Source organism: Flavobacterium fryxellicola, assembly GCF_900143245.1.
GTDB lineage: Bacteria > Bacteroidota > Bacteroidia > Flavobacteriales > Flavobacteriaceae > Flavobacterium > Flavobacterium fryxellicola.
Genome location: NZ_FRDK01000008.1, coordinates 42,250 through 57,993 on the forward strand (window position 1 = coordinate 42,250; position 15,744 = coordinate 57,993).

The 15,744-nt window shown below is 34.2% G+C and carries 13 protein-coding genes; 8 read left to right on the forward strand and 5 right to left on the reverse strand.

Features of this window, described 5'->3' with window-relative positions; genetic code table 11:
* The first annotated feature begins 165 nt into the window (after positions 1 to 165).
* Positions 166 to 1,113, forward strand: coding sequence for a TerC family protein (locus BUA03_RS11945; protein ID WP_066082469.1), 948 nt, complete (start codon positions 166 to 168; stop codon positions 1,111 to 1,113).
* Between the two features lie 67 nt (positions 1,114 to 1,180).
* Here BUA03_RS11945 and BUA03_RS11950 read toward each other — a convergent pair whose 3' ends face one another.
* On the reverse strand, positions 1,181 to 1,681 hold the full coding sequence (locus BUA03_RS11950) for a hypothetical protein (RefSeq protein WP_066082471.1): 501 nt from the start codon (positions 1,679 to 1,681) through the stop codon (positions 1,181 to 1,183).
* A gap of 71 nt (positions 1,682 to 1,752) precedes the next feature.
* On the opposite strand from BUA03_RS11950, the gene BUA03_RS11955 reads away from it, so the two are divergent.
* The gene (locus BUA03_RS11955) at positions 1,753 to 2,337 is read left to right on the forward strand and encodes a DUF1543 domain-containing protein (protein WP_245792637.1); all 585 of its coding nucleotides are present in this window, start codon (positions 1,753 to 1,755) and stop codon (positions 2,335 to 2,337) included.
* A gap of 135 nt (positions 2,338 to 2,472) precedes the next feature.
* Positions 2,473 to 3,018, forward strand: a complete 546-nt coding sequence (locus BUA03_RS11960; RefSeq protein WP_066082475.1) for a type 1 glutamine amidotransferase domain-containing protein — start codon at positions 2,473 to 2,475, stop codon at positions 3,016 to 3,018.
* Between the two features lie 130 nt (positions 3,019 to 3,148).
* On the opposite strand, the gene BUA03_RS11965 is transcribed toward BUA03_RS11960, so the two are convergent.
* A complete protein-coding gene (locus BUA03_RS11965; RefSeq protein WP_066082477.1) occupies positions 3,149 to 6,601 on the reverse strand; it encodes a methylmalonyl-CoA mutase family protein in 3,453 nt (1,150 codons plus the stop codon).
* Positions 6,602 to 7,531: 930 nt separating this feature from the next.
* On the opposite strand from BUA03_RS11965, the gene BUA03_RS11975 reads away from it, so the two are divergent.
* From BUA03_RS11975 to purU, 3 genes are all read left to right on the forward strand, one after another.
* Entirely contained in the window at positions 7,532 to 8,899 is a 1,368-nt protein-coding gene (locus BUA03_RS11975; RefSeq protein ID WP_245792639.1) for a glycoside hydrolase family 130 protein, read from the forward strand.
* A 743-nt stretch (positions 8,900 to 9,642) separates the two neighbouring features.
* A complete protein-coding gene (locus tag BUA03_RS11985; protein ID WP_066082484.1) occupies positions 9,643 to 10,350 on the forward strand; it encodes a DUF4197 domain-containing protein in 708 nt (235 codons plus the stop codon).
* A 226-nt stretch (positions 10,351 to 10,576) separates the two neighbouring features.
* Positions 10,577 to 11,431 carry a formyltetrahydrofolate deformylase gene (gene purU / locus BUA03_RS11990; RefSeq protein ID WP_066082486.1) on the forward strand — a complete coding sequence of 285 codons (855 nt, stop codon included), beginning with the start codon at positions 10,577 to 10,579 and terminating at the stop codon, positions 11,429 to 11,431.
* Between the two features lie 248 nt (positions 11,432 to 11,679).
* Here the strand turns inward: purU and BUA03_RS11995 are convergent, their stop codons facing one another.
* The gene (locus BUA03_RS11995; RefSeq protein ID WP_066082650.1) at positions 11,680 to 12,465 is read right to left on the reverse strand and encodes an alpha/beta fold hydrolase; all 786 of its coding nucleotides are present in this window, start codon (positions 12,463 to 12,465) and stop codon (positions 11,680 to 11,682) included.
* 106 nt (positions 12,466 to 12,571) lie between these two features.
* Between BUA03_RS11995 and BUA03_RS16705 the strand changes: the two genes are divergently transcribed.
* The gene (locus BUA03_RS16705; protein WP_169807449.1) at positions 12,572 to 12,721 is read left to right on the forward strand and encodes a hypothetical protein; all 150 of its coding nucleotides are present in this window, start codon (positions 12,572 to 12,574) and stop codon (positions 12,719 to 12,721) included.
* Here the strand turns inward: BUA03_RS16705 and BUA03_RS12000 are convergent.
* Positions 12,716 to 13,516 carry an ABC transporter substrate-binding protein gene (locus BUA03_RS12000; protein ID WP_066082488.1) on the reverse strand — a complete coding sequence of 267 codons (801 nt, stop codon included), beginning with the start codon at positions 13,514 to 13,516 and terminating at the stop codon, positions 12,716 to 12,718. The two genes, BUA03_RS16705 and BUA03_RS12000, sit on opposite strands and share 6 nt — an antisense overlap.
* 287 nt (positions 13,517 to 13,803) lie before the next feature.
* A complete protein-coding gene (gene pyrF / locus BUA03_RS12005) occupies positions 13,804 to 14,643 on the reverse strand; it encodes an orotidine-5'-phosphate decarboxylase (protein ID WP_066082651.1) in 840 nt (279 codons plus the stop codon).
* 529 nt (positions 14,644 to 15,172) lie between these two features.
* Between pyrF and BUA03_RS12010 the strand changes: the two genes are divergently transcribed.
* On the forward strand, positions 15,173 to 15,736 hold the full coding sequence (locus BUA03_RS12010) for a helix-turn-helix domain-containing protein (protein WP_066082490.1): 564 nt from the start codon (positions 15,173 to 15,175) through the stop codon (positions 15,734 to 15,736).
* Positions 15,737 to 15,744 lie beyond the last annotated feature (8 nt).

A 15,744-nucleotide genomic window follows, 5' to 3' on the forward strand; every position in this document is an offset into this window, starting at 1 on the left:
AAACGTGCTAAAAATCACAACTTAGCAATTTAAAGGTTGTTATTTTTCTAGTAACACATTCTATAAAAATTGACACTCTTAAGAAGGCTATTAACTTTCGATAAAAATTTTGTTAAAGTTTAAAAATCAAAAGTATCTTTACACAAAATTTAAATAACTTACATTATGATTGTCTGGATTACTTTTTTAACCGCTGTTTTAATTTTTCTAGCACTTGATTTAGGAGTTTTCAATAAAACACCGCATATTATAAGTTCAAAAGAAGCTGGAAAATGGACTGGTATTTGGGTTGCATTATCATTTATGTTTTCTGGTGTGATCTACTGGCTCTATTCTACAAATTATATTGCTAATCCTGATAATCTTAAGCCCACAACAGCTGCAATAAAATTTATTACTGGATATTTGATTGAATTATCGTTAAGTATTGACAACATATTTGTCATCGCAATCATCTTTGCCGCTTTTAAAATTCCACAGAAATACCAACATCGTGTGCTATTTTGGGGAATATTAGGAGCCATCATTTTTAGAGGTTTAATGATCTTTTTTGGCGTCATGCTTATTAATAAATTCTCTTGGATGACCTATATCTTTGGTGCATTCCTGATCTATACTGCTATGAAAATGTTATTTAGTGGTAAAGATGAACAATTCCAGCCTAAAAAATCATTCGTATACAGAAGTCTAAAAAAAATAATGCCAATATCAAACCATATTGATGAGGAACATTTTTTTGTAAGAAGAAGACATATAACGGCGGCAACACCTCTTTTTGTGGCGCTAGTAGTTATTGAAGTGATGGATGTAGTTTTTGCTATTGATAGTGTACCGGCAATTTTAGCCATAACAAACGACCCCTTTTTAGTTTTTAGTTCTAATATATTTGCTATTCTGGGATTGCGTTCCATGTATTTTTTCCTTGCAAACATGTTAGCCAAATTTAGCTATTTAGAATACAGTCTGATCGCTATTTTAAGTTTCGTGGGTTTAAAAATGCTATTGCATGAATATATTAAATTACCAGAATGGGTATCACTTGCTTTTATAGCACTTTCCCTTATTATTGGAATTGTAATTTCTTTACGAAAAAGCAGCAAAGAATTCGTTTAATACCATCATCCATTAAAACACAAAAAAAGGGAAATCTCACGATTTCCCTTTTTACTTTTTATATACTTTACAAATTAATTTTCTTCACTTCACTTTTATCAACTTTCAATGCTGACATTACGGAATCAATATTGTTTTTATTAATCGTTTTAGCAAACCCATCTGGTATAATAACGATTCTAAAAGTTTGATTTTGTGTCCAACTGGACGGCAATGTATTCAGACTGAAGTTAGCCGACAAAAAGAGATTTACATTAAACCTTGAAAAATCAAAATTAAAGTCTAGCGCACCTCCATCATTAAAATAATAAGTTTGAGGCATTAATTTCCAAATATCTTGACCGTTTACCGTATCATATAAATGATATACTAAAACGGAATCCGAAGAATAAATAGGAGGATTAAATTCAACCAGGCTACTATAATTATTACTGGAATTAAATGAAGTAGTGACTTCAAACACTTCGTTTCTTGGTCCGTTATCCGTATTATCATATACTTCTGTTACTTCGCAGCTTTGTAGTACCATCATCCCGATGAAAACTAAAAATAAGGTAATTTTTTTCATTCGTTATCGTTTTATAATTAATAGTCTAAAACTCTATTCATGAATTGTGCCAAACTTTATTTTAAAAAATAATGTACTTTTGGATTATGGAAAAAGAACTCAAATTATACATGATAATGCTAGGCTGCACACCAGAAGGCAGGTTTACGGAGCAACATGATGTTTTTTTTGGAATTGGTAGTTCCTTGAAAGAATTGGTACCACACATGAAATCGTTTTGGCCTGAAGCCAAAGGAAAGATTCATATTGATGCTTGGCGAGAAGTAACGGTAGTGGATGAATTCTTGATTGAAATAATCCCAAAAAATAATGCAGCTACTGTGTCATCGGAACAATTATTTTTTATCAATTTAGGGGGTTATAAACAAAATGAATTTGAAGAATACCATTATAAAATGCTTGCCGTTGCTGATCGTTTAGCCTTGGCAACCAAAAAATCTAAAGCAACTGCTTTTTATAAGCATTATGGTTTTAAAGGAGCTGAGTCTCACGTTGACGAGAAATATGGCATTGATGTAGACGATGTTTATAAAGTAGTAGATATGTTACCAGCTCCAATCAAAGCCGCACACGCTCTAAAAATTACTAAATCCAATGCCAATATTCAGGAGGATACTTTGCATATTGGATATGTCAAATTAAATACAATAAAATAAAAAATTTGCTTGACGTATTTGCTTATTTAAAAGGACTTTAACAAACATTACATTTACTTTAAGACCTCTTTGTGAACTACAGCAGCGTGTAATTTGTAATTTTAAGATATTAACAGTACTCAAAATTAAGATATTATGGAAAAGAGAATAGCTATGTTAGCCACAAACGGATTTGAAGAAGTTGAATTAAGTTCGCCAAAAGAATATCTACAGCAGCAAGGATGGAAAGTCGAAATTGTTAGTCCAGAAAATGGAACTATAAAATCATGGGCCAAAACAGATTGGGGAAAAGACTATAAAGTCGACCAACTTTTAAGTACTGCAAAGGCTAGCGATTACGACGCACTAGTGCTACCCGGTGGTGTACTAAATCCAGATAAATTGCGAACAAACGAAGCTTCTTTGCATTTTATTAAAGACTTTTTCAAAACAGGAAAACCAGTCGCTGCTATTTGCCATGGTCCTCAAATTTTGATTAGCGCCGATCTGGTCAAAGGAAGGAAAATGACTTCTTATCCTTCTATAAAGATTGACTTAATCAACGCAGGTGCAGAATGGCACGATCAAGAAGTAATTGTAGACAGAGGCCTCATTACTAGCCGAAATCCTGATGATTTACCTGCGTTTAATAAAAAATTAGTAGAACAAATTAAAGAAGGAAAACAACAGCAAGTTGAATAATTTTTTAGCCTGTATGCAAAAAAAATGCGGAAATTATTTTCCGCATTTTTTGTAATCTTTTAACTAAGAATTCTTTTTGTTGAAAAGATCCCGATAAAAATCGGGATAAGCGATTCACGCACTTTTTTGTTTACATGTTCCTTCTATACTGTCCTCCTACTTCAAATAAAGCCGATGTGATTTGTCCTAGAGAGCAAACTTTTGTCGCTTCCATTAAATGTTCGAAAAGGTTTTCATTTTTAATAGCTGCTTCCTGAAGCGTATTTAGATGTTCACTTACTAAATCCTGATTGGACTGGTGTAATTGATTCAACATGTCTATTTGATATTGTTTTTCTTCCTCAGTAGCACGGATAACTTCTGCTGGAATAACGGTTGGCGAACCTTTAGAACTCAAGAATGTATTGACACCAATAATTGGGAATTCACCCGTATGCTTCAAGGTTTCATAATACAAGCTTTCTTCCTGAATTTTACTTCTTTGGTACATCGTTTCCATCGCACCTAGAACACCACCGCGTTCTGTAATTCTATCAAATTCTTGTAAAACCGCTGCTTCTACCAAGTCCGTTAATTCTTCGATAATAAATGCGCCTTGAATTGGATTTTCGTTTTTTGCAAGACCTAATTCTTTATTTATAATCAGCTGAATCGCCATAGCACGACGCACTGACTCCTCTGTAGGCGTAGTTATTGCTTCATCATACGCATTGGTATGCAATGAATTACAGTTATCGTAAATGGCATACAACGCTTGTAAAGTGGTGCGAATATCATTAAAATCGATTTCTTGCGCATGCAAAGAACGGCCGGAAGTTTGAATGTGGTATTTCAACATTTGAGCACGCTCATTAGCCCCGTATTTATTTTTCATGGCTTTCGCCCAAATTTTACGCGCTACACGGCCAATCACAGCATATTCTGGATCTACACCATTCGAAAAGAAGAACGATAAATTAGGTCCAAAATCATTGATGTTCATCCCACGGCTCAAATAATATTCCACATAAGTGAAACCATTAGAAAGGGTGAACGCTAATTGCGTAATTGGATTTGCTCCCGCTTCAGCAATGTGATAGCCAGAAATAGAAACCGAATAAAAGTTTCGAACATTCTTTGTAATGAAATATTCCTGCACGTCACCCATCAAGCGCAACGCAAATTCAGTAGAGAAAATACAGGTATTTTGTGCTTGATCTTCTTTTAGAATATCCGCCTGAACGGTTCCACGAACTTGTGATAAGGTTCTTGTTTTAATATCATTATAAATTTCTAAAGGTAAAACCTGATCTCCTGTAACACCTAAAAGCATTAAACCCAAACCATTATTTCCTGCGGGCAAATCTCCTTGATAATGTGGTCTTTCAACTCCTTTTTGAGTGTAAATAGCTTTGATTTTTTCAGCAACATCCGCTTGAAGATCATTTGTGGCAATGTACAACTCACATTGTTGGTCAATGGCGGCATTCATGAAAAATCCAAGCAGCATTGGCGCTGGACCGTTAATTGTCATACTTACCGATGTCATAGCATGCACCAAATCGAAACCGGAATATAATTTCTTTGCATCATCCAAACAACAAATGGAAACTCCGGCATTTCCTATTTTTCCGTAAATATCCGGACGTACATGCGGATCGTTTCCATATAAAGTAACGCTATCAAAAGCGGTTGACAATCGTTTTGCAGGTAATCCTGCACTTACGTAATGAAACCGTTTGTTCGTTCGTTCTGGTCCACCTTCACCAGCAAACATGCGTGATGGATCTTCGCCTTCTCGCTTAAATGGATATAAACCTGCAGTAAAAGGGAATTCTCCTGGAACATTTTCTTGCAAACACCAACGCAAGATATCACCCCAAGCTTTATACTTTGGCAAAGCAATTTTAGGGATTTGAGAATGCGAAAGTGACTCTGTATGTGTCGCCATTTTAATTTCTCTATCGCGAACCTTGAACGTGTAAACTGGATTCTTGTATTTATTTACTTTTTCGTCCCAAGTCAAAATGATTTCCCAATTGTAGGAATCCAAATCCATTTTTACTTTTTCAAACTGATTTAGTAGAAGGTTGAGGAAAATTTTATTTTCGGCAACTCCAACTTTCTCTAATTCTAAAGCGTTTGGTAAAACTGAATCATCATCAATCCCAGCTTTATTTAGTATCGGTGATTTTCCTGAGACACTTTCTAGCGTTTTGAAAATTCCATATAATTTCTGAGCAACTTGTTCTTGGCTTACTGCTGTAACATCGTATTTTCGGTTACTTTCAGCTATTTCTGATAAGTAACGTGTTCTATGTGGCGGAATAACAAAAATTTTCTCGCTCATTTCGCGCGTGATTTGGAACGTCGATTTCAAATCAGAATTTGTTTTCTCATGGACCTTATCCATAATTGCTTTGTAAAGCGTATTCATTCCGGGATCGTTAAACTGCGAAGCAATGGTCCCAAAAACAGGAAGGGTATCTAAATTAGCATCCCAAAGATTATGGTTGCGTTGGTATTGTTTTTTTACATCACGCAAGGCATCAAGCGAGCCGCGTTTGTCAAATTTGTTTATTGCTACCAAGTCAGCAAAATCAAGCATGTCGATTTTTTCTAATTGGGTTGCAGCACCAAATTCAGGCGTCATCACATACAAAGAAACATCAGAGTGATCCATAATTTCCGTATCGGATTGTCCAATTCCAGAAGTCTCTAATATAATAATATCATAATTTGCCGCTTTGATCACTTGAATCGCGTCGGCTACATACTTTGACAAAGCCAAATTCGATTGACGCGTGGCTAACGAACGCATGTAAACACGAGGATTATTGATGGCATTCATTCGGATTCTATCCCCTAAAAGTGCACCACCTGTTTTTCTTTTAGATGGATCTACAGATATTAATCCGATGGTTTTTTCTGGAAAGTCAATTAGAAAACGACGCACCAATTCATCAACCAAAGATGATTTTCCAGCTCCACCCGTTCCTGTAATTCCAAGAACTGGCGTTTTACAATTACTATTCTTTTTTTGAATGGCTTCCAAAGTTTTAGCGGCAACATCAGGAAAATTTTCAGCTGATGAAATAATCCGAGCAATTGCTTTTGGATTTTTTTCATCCAAATGATCCATTTCATCGGTCAATTTATTTCCAACGGGATAATCTGATTGTTGCACTAAGTCATTTATCATTCCCTGCAATCCCATGGCACGTCCATCATCAGGTGCATAAATGCGGGTAATTCCGTATGCTTGCAATTCCGCTATTTCAGAGGGCAAAATAACCCCGCCACCGCCTCCAAATATTTTAATTTGTCCCGCTCCCTTCTCTTGAAGCAAGTCGTACATATATTTAAAATATTCGTTGTGTCCACCTTGGTAAGAAGTTATTGCGATAGCATTCGCATCTTCTTGAATTGCAGTATTAACCACTTCTTCAACGCTTCGGTCGTGACCTAAATGAATTACCTCAACACCTGTAGATTGAATAATCCTACGCATAATGTTGATTGCGGCATCGTGACCGTCAAAAAGAGCAGCTGCTGTAACAATTCTTACTTTATTGTTAGGGATATACGGTTTTTGTTGTTCCATTTTTATTTAAATGTCGATTTTAGGACCGCAATTTACGAAAATAATAAAAATTTATTGTTTAAAATTTCAATTATAAGAGTGAATCTTGTGATTTTTAAAACGGGCAGCAATAATTATTTTACTATTTTTTTAGACGCGCTGCTTACTTCTGACAGTCAGGCCCTCTAAATTATACTTTTTAGATCCTATTTATCTGTATAGTAGCACAATTCCTCCTTTGCACTGAAACATAAATTAGATTTTTTCACTGCTACCCTCTTCAATTAGTTGCTAACTTTATGCATAGCGAGTAGTTGAATCGGACTCTTATTAGGAGCACTCTAATGATGTGACTTATTCTTAAAAAATTAAAAAGGAATTATTTCTCGTATTTCATTGCTACCCAATTCAATTTTGTATTCTTTTAAAAAAATATCATCAATAATGTAAAACAAAAATTTACGCTTATTTAAAATATTTTTTTGTAATTTTAAAACTGATTGTGTAAGTACAGTTAGCGTATTCAAAATTACTACCTTGAAAAGTTGTTCTTTTATAAACAAACCAATATTTGAAACCTGAATGAATCATTTCTACAAATCAATTTTTTATTTATGATTTTAATTGACTTATATTTCTCAAAGGAGCTACTTAGCTTAGGAGGCATTATCAATGGAGCTGGCTTACAGTCATTTCTAATTCAAGAAAGAAAATGCTGCGAATAAATTTCATTTAAATGGCTTTCTTTAAAATAAAACCAGTATTCTGGGCTAACTAGAGTTAAATACTTAAACGACTTTTCATTCTTAGTTAAAATACACCGTTGTACAATTTCACTTTAAAAATGAATCTATGCGAGTTCCTGTTATTCGAAAAAATATAAAATTCTTGCCTGATTGCAGTAGAGTTGTTGCCAGGTATTTTATGAATGGTGATCCTCGAACCCAAAAAATGGTAAGCCATATTATGGTTTTGAGCGAAAAACAAGTCCAAGAAACCTTAGAACATACGCTACGTGAATTTGCTAGAAGACACCGTAATATTTCACAAACATTTTTTAGGCATTGCGAAAAAATTAGAGGTTTGATAGAAGGCATGCAAATTAATTACAACCAGCTATCCGATGAGCGAAAAATGCTTATTGGTTCCTATTGTACAATGGAATATGCAATAGAATCTGCAGCCTTTTTTAATCCGTCTATGGTGGAAGATTTTGATCAATCAGATCTCCACCATGGAGAAAAACGAATTATTATATCTTTTCGTGCGACAGGAGAAGGACATATTTCATCCATTGTTTTTAGAAGAGGAATTCTAGATAAAAATAATGATCTCCAAGTGATGAAAATAGGAGACAACATTGATAAAGCAGAGATTGCCCGTAAAACCTTATACAATAAAGAGCGATTTCTCGTCAAATTGGCAGAAATGAATACATCAGATAAATGTTCTGCCCAAATCATGCGAGAGTTACCGGATCAATTCGAATATACTGCCTTAAAAAATATAATTAATAAAGCCTTAAGCGATCCAACGATTCTCCGAGAAAGAAGAACTGCGCTTGAAGAAGTACTATGGCTGGCGGATTCATTTTACGATTTACAATTCAAACACGATTCTGATATTACAGAACGTGTTATATTTCCAATATCAGATTCTGAAAGTCGCGGTATTGAAGATGCCCGTTTTGTGCGCTTCCTCGATGACGATGGATCAGATAGAATAATTGCTACGTACACCGCTTACAACGGCCATGCAATATTGCCAAAACTTATTTCTACTAAAGACTTTTACAACTTTCGCGTCGTGCCTTTGTATGGAGCCGGTGCTCAAAATAAAAATCTGGCACTGTTTCCCAGAAAAATTAAGGGAAAGTATGCTATGCTTTCCCGCATTGATGGCGTTAATAATTACATCATGTATAGTGACAGACGGACTCAATGGGACAATCCCATTATTCTTCAAGAACCTCGTTTTTCTTGGGAATATACCCAAATTGGAAATTGCGGATCACCACTTTGGACCAAAGAAGGCTGGTTGGTAATTACGCACGGCGTAGGTGCTATGAGACGGTATTGTCTGGGTGCTTCGCTGCTTGATCTTGATGATCCTTCCAAGGAAATTGGCAGATTAAAAGAGCCCTTATTGTCACCACTCGAAGTGGAACGGGAAGGATATGTACCCAATGTAGTATATTCTTGCGGTTCAATTATTCATAACAACAGTCTTATATTGCCCTATGCAGTGTCCGATTATTCATCTACTTATGGCGTTGTAGACTTAGAAGAACTTTTAGATGCGTTAAAGAAAAGCAAATAATAAAAATCCACTTTTTTGAATAGTACTCGTTTTGAAAATTTGGATACCTCCTATTTTAAATAATCTGGGCAGTTTATTTTTAAAATTTTTCAAGACCTTTATCAATTGGTTCCAATACTATAATTCAATGTCAATCAAATGGTTGCTACACACTATGGAAGGCAATGCCTTCTACAACAGCTCCACTATTTTTGCAACGATAAAAATAGTCCGCATACCACTTGTAAATATGGACAATTGACCTAGGCGGAATAAACGTGAGTTTTTAGTCTTCATTTTCTTCGAAGTAAAAACTATCATCAGTCTATAATTGAGTATGTCAAGACTACAATAGTCGAGAAATCTCCCTTTTTCAAAAGGCAGAAAGTTATTTTTGTTAAACGTGTGGTGAACCAAATTCCAAAAATACCACAAAATAATTTTCAGATCCATTGTCTTATTGTGAAAAATCAGCATTTAAGCACTTTCAGCTAAAAGTACTTGTTGCGCTACTATTTCCATTTTGTTTATCCTCAGCCCATCCCTTTCTTTTCGACAATTATTAAAAAATAGAGAGCGAAAACTGGAGTGCTTTACAACATAAAAAAGCAAGTACCAAGAAGCTCCTTTTGTACTCTAAAGGCGGGGATTTGAACTTCTTAAAGTCATACAAAAACAGCTTGTTATTCTCTTTCGGAATATTTTTATTACTAAAAGGCATAGTGTTTGCTTATCTTTGAAAAAACGAATTAAATACTAAAATTATGAAAAAAATCGTACTGCTTTTAACTGCCTTTTCCTTGTTTGGATGTGCTGAAATGCAGCAAGTTTTAAGTCAATTTCCACAGACGCCAGGAATTGGTGGTATCGATATTGCTGGCGGACTGAAAGAAGCATTGAATAATGGGCTTTCAAAACAAGTAACAAAATTGACCGCTACCGATGGTTTTTACAGAAATGAAGCCGTAAAAATTTTGTTACCGGAAGAATTGAGAAAAGTAGATGCTGGACTGCGCAGAATTGGATTGAGTTCGTTAGCTGATGAAGGATTGAAAGTCCTGAATCGTGCCGCGGAAGACGCAGTAAAAGAGGCGACACCAATATTTGTTGATGCAGTTCGAAACATGACTTTTTATGATGCCAAAACAATTTTGATGGGTAATGAAAGTTCCGCTACTTCTTATTTACAAAACAGTACTTCGACTGCTTTGTACGGAAAATTCAGTCCTGTGATTAAAAATTCATTTACAAAAGTGGGTGCCGATAAAGTTTGGACTAACATTATTACGAAATACAACAGTATTCCATTAGTGAATAAAGTGAATCCTGACTTAACTGATTACGTCACCAATCAAGCATTGAATGGTGTATTTAAAATGGTTGCCGTGGAAGAAAAAAACATCAGAACGACTTTAAGCGCGAGAACATCGATTTTATTGCAAAAAGTTTTTGCTTTGCAGGATAAAAACTAGCGAAAAAGCATTTCTATTTTTAGAACATTAAACCGCTAAATTCAATTTTTTTATAAAAAATATAAGGCTATTTTTGATAAATATTTTTGACAAACGCAAGGACCTAGCCCTGATAATAGCGATATCCTTTCCTTATCTCGTTTTTTAGAACGAGATAAGGAAAGATTTAGCGGATAGCAGGAAACAGCTTCTGAAATACATCAGGGTAAATAATAAAAATACGAACATGCAAAAAATTACAATTCTCATCCACTGTCAAGATCAAAAAGCAATTATTGCCTCTGTTACCAAGTACATTGCTTCGATTGAAGGCAATATTATTTATTTAGACCAACACGTAGATGCAGACGAGAATGTTTTTTTTATGCGTTTAGAATGTAATTTCAGTACCCAGAACTGGACTATGGATACCATAAAAAGGGACTTTCAAACTCATTTAGCTACGCCGTTTAAAATGTCTTGGGAAATTTACACGCAAGAATACAAACCTAAAATGGCTTTATTTGTATCTAAGTACGACCATTGTTTGTATGATATTTTAGGACGATATAGTGCTGGAGAATTACAGCTTGAAATCCCACTTATCATCAGTAATCACGAAGATTTAAGAGCCGTGGCAGAACGTTTTTCGATTCCGTTTTTTTATATTCCTTTTAGCAAAGAAATTAAAAAAGAAGGCGAACGGAAACAAATGGATTTACTGAAAGAATACAAGGTTGATTTTATTGTTTTGGCGCGTTACATGCAAATTATAACTCCGAGTTTAATTGCCCTTTATAAAAACAAAATTATCAACATTCATCATTCCTTCCTTCCTGCCTTTCCGGGAGCAAAACCGTATCATTCGGCTTTTAAACGCGGTGTAAAAATAATTGGCGCCACAAGTCATTACGTGACCGAGGAATTAGATGAAGGCCCAATTATCGAGCAGGATATTTCGAGAGTTTCGCACAGTCATTCCATAGAAGACTTTATTATAAAAGGGCGTGATTTAGAACGCATGGTTTTGGCTAGAGCAATAAAGCTTCATGCAGAACGAAAAACTATGGTCTATAACAACAAAACTGTCGTGTTTTCATAGTAAAAAAAGCACTTAATTTTGATTCCAGATTTTGCATAACAATTAGACTCTAAACACGTTCTTTTGTGTAAACTATCAAATTCAATATTGAATGATAAAAGTTAACTTATGTCCAACAAAGTAATAACAAAATCTTAACAGCGTGAGGTTCTCTTAAGTGTGATCTTTGCAGCGTAATAAACTGGTTATTTATTATTTTGGTTTTGGTTAGTTAAAGAATTGCCTGCATGTATAATGCGGGCTTTTTTTTATTTGGCTGTTTTTATAAAAGAGAGGACAGCATCATTGAAAGCAATAGGTTGCTCTACATTAACAACATGTCCACAATTTTCTATTACAAAGAGTTTTGACGATTTATAATGATTCTCCACTACTTTCCTAACTGACGGTAAAAACATATAATCTTCTTCACCCATCACATAAAGCGTAGGGATATTCAATTCAACTTGTCGGAACCATTTCAGGATGGGATTTATTTCAGCGGTTAATTTGAACCATTTAATAAATTCTTTTTGGTATAATTTCTTAGCCTCATTGATAAAAAGTACGCGAGATTGCTTGTGACTTTTTTTGGGCATAATTACAAAAGCAAAAAACTTATATAAAACCAGATAAGGCAAAACATATTTAAACATATTCCCCAACCGCATTAATACTTGAGAGCGGAAATTCATTTTTAAAATTGCTCCACCTAGAATCATACTTTGAACCCGTTCTGGATACATTTCAGCCAGCTGTCGGATCAGAATTGTTCCTAATGAAATACCTACAAAATGCGATTTTTTAATTTTTAGAAAGTCCAAGACTTCCAGAATATCATTGGCCAAAGCTGAAAAAGTATATTTCTGTTTGAATGCTGCTTTTAAAGTAGGTTTTGATTCCCCGTGACCTCGCAAATCCAATAACAATACGTTATAATGTTTTTTAAAATCACGTATTTGTTTAAACCAAATAGAAGAACTTCCACCGGCACCATGAACAAAAGTTACCCATTGATCGCTGTTTTTATTTTCGTAAATGGTATAATTGATCACTTGTTTTTTTTGTAAAAATAGGACTTTAATTTTAAATCCCAATCTTAACAAAAAATAATGCTCGATTTATAATTGTATGCCTTAAATTTGCAAAAAATTTGCACCCATGAAAGGAATATTGAAAGAGAAAAGTGAAATAGAAAAGCTTATAAAAGAATACAAAATGTTCTCCGAGTTGAATTTCAACTTCGAAAAAGACACTAACAAGTCAAGCATGATGAAAGAAGAATTGGTTTTAGAAGAATGCGAATTATAATTTTTCATGCATTTTTTTAAAATAATCAAACGCTTTTAGCAGCCTGCTTCCATACCATGAAAACATCTCGCCATCAACAAACACTGTTTTAGCGTGATGCGTGTGTCTTCCTATCTCAAATGCGTCTTCCTCTGCAAAAGGATAGGGCTCCGAGGAAAGGAAAACCAAATCTGGATCACCATCTAAACGCATTTTTTTGAGTTCGATTTCAGGATAGCGCCCTTTGTTTTGGTATATATTTTCAAAATGATTTAATTTCAATAACTCATTTATAAAATTATCCGAACCAGCTACCATAAAAGGTTTTTTCCAAATAAAATAGGCTACTTTTTTAACTTCTTTGTCTTTGATGTAATTTTTAAAATCGCTCAAGGCAAAAGCCAATTTGTCATTCCATTTTTGCCCTTCAGTTCTACAATTGAATAGCTGACCAAAATCGGTTATCATCTGAAAATTATCTTCAATAGTTGCGATATTAGTCACCCAAACTGGACAAATTTTTCGCAACTCCTCCACTATTTCCAATGTATTTTCCTCTTTATTACAAATGATAATGTCCGGCTGTAGCAATCTGATTTTCTCGAAATGTACTTTTTTGGTTCCGCCAACGCTTTTCTTGGTTGATTTAAAATGGTACGGATGCACACAGAATTTAGTTATTCCAATGATTTTATCTTCAAGACCTAAATCATATAATAATTCCGTTTGTGAAGGAACGAGTGAAATGATTCGCTTGGGCGAAGTTTCAAAAAAATGTGCTGTCCCTATTTGATCGACTAGTGTTTTTTGTTTCAAGTTTAAAGTATAAAGTATAAAGTTGATAATCGTGATGCGTAAGTGGAAAGCTTTTTCACCAGTAAGGAATTAAGATAAGTTACGTTTTATGTAGATTATTCGCTACCCACTCCATTTTTTATTTTCTCTTCCAGCAAGCTCAGGTTAAAATTGCTGAGAAATTAAAGCTGTAAAATATTTCATACTGAAACTAATGACGATAATGGTTTTAAAAATATCGAATAACAGTCACCTTTCGTAGAGCAAAATTTTAAAATTTACTATTTAAGGTGGCGCAACCTGAAACTTTAAACATTAAACCTCAAATTCATAATCTCTTCCATTTCCTGTTGCATTTTTAATGCTTCTATTCTCGCTTTTTGAGCAAAATCAGTTCCATTTGAAGCATAAATAATTGCTCTGGAGGAATTTATAAGCAAGCCTACATTTGCATTCATACCCTGTTTACAAACTTCTGACAAGCTTCCGCCTTGAGTGCCCACTCCAGGAACCAGCAAGAAACTATCTGGAATAATTTTGCGAATTTCAGCGAAATATTCGGCTTTAGTAGCGCCCACAACGTACATCAGGTTTTCGCTATTTTCCCAAGTTTGTGACGTTTCCACAACTTGTTTATATAATTCCTTACTTCCCGAAGCGCTGGAAACATTCAACGTTTGAAAATCGAATGCACCCTCATTTGACGTCAAAGCCAGCATAATCGTATGTTTGTTATTAAACCTTAAAAAGGGCTCAACTGAATCTTTACCCATGTAAGGCGCTACCGTAAGGCTATCAAAGTTTAAATCTTCAAAAAAAGCTTTGGCATACATCGAAGAAGTATTTCCTATGTCCCCTCTTTTTGCATCAGCAATCGTGAAGATTTCAGGATAATTTAGGTTAATGTATTGAATGGTTTTTTGCAAGGACATCCAGCCTTTTATACCATAAGCCTCATAAAAAGCAGTATTGGGTTTATAAGAAACCGCCAGATCATGAGTGGCATCTATTATGGCTTTATTGAATTCAAAAATAGGATCTTCAAGTGTTAATAAATGGTGTGGGATTTTTTCTAAATCAACATCCAATCCTATAGTAAGAAATGATTTCTTGATTTTGATTTGGTCAATTAATTGTTGTGTTGTCATTTTTATGTAGTTGTGCGGCAAAATTACAAACATACAATTGATAACAGTTATGATATTGCAATAAAATTTGAATATTTATAGCATGAAATCGAACTGTAAATATCCAGTATTATATTTCTGTAAAGAAACAGCAGTATTCTTCCGGCTACTAATATACCCCGCCAAGAAAAAGCTAAACTGAAAAATTAAAATTTGGTTCTATCTCAAATGAACAGCGCCTTCGAAATTCTCGCATCCTATTCGGCTCCAAAGAAGAAGTTAAAAGCCGCTGTGGTGTTAAAATAAATATAAAATTAACGATTGTAGAACGTGTAAAACAGGTGCTAATCCACTAAATTTTAAAAATATGGATGTTAAAAAAAACTCTTATAAACTTAAAAATCAGAAGATATCATGCTGGAACGACTTGAAAACAAAATAAAAGTTCTTAGCTTTACTTCGTAAATCAATAAAAATATTTTTTCGTAAAACTAATTGCAGTGCATTTAAAAGTTACATTTTTATATCTTTACTATTAAACAAAAGGCTTATGAAGGTGTATTTAAAGTTTGATTATACTCAACTGACAAAAAAAATTGTCGAGGAAAAGCTATCCGAATTAGGATATAAATATAGTAGTATCGGGTTTGGTGAATTCAATTTTTTAGAAAAAGTACCTTCTGGAAAAATAAATGAACTAACTGGTGTTTTTAGAGAATACGGCATTGAAATAGTTGAAAATCAGAAAAGTGTTTTAGTTCAGAAAATAAAAGATGCTATTGTTGAAATGGTCAATAACGATGCTCCTTTAAACATAAAAAGTTCTGTTTTTATTGCCGAAAAATTGAACTTGAGTTATGCGTATTTGTCTAATGTTTTCTCAGAAGTGACTTACACGTCAATAGAAAATTTCATTATTATTCAAAAAATTGAATTAGCCAAACAATTGATGATCAACACGCCTCTCAATTTAACCGAAATTTCTATTCAATTGAATTATTCGAGCGTCGCACATTTAAGCACACAATTCAAACATACAACAGGAATGACACCTTCCTCATTCCAAAAAATAATACAAAAGAGAAGAGCGTTATCTAATAAAAACAAACCTTAAAACCATAC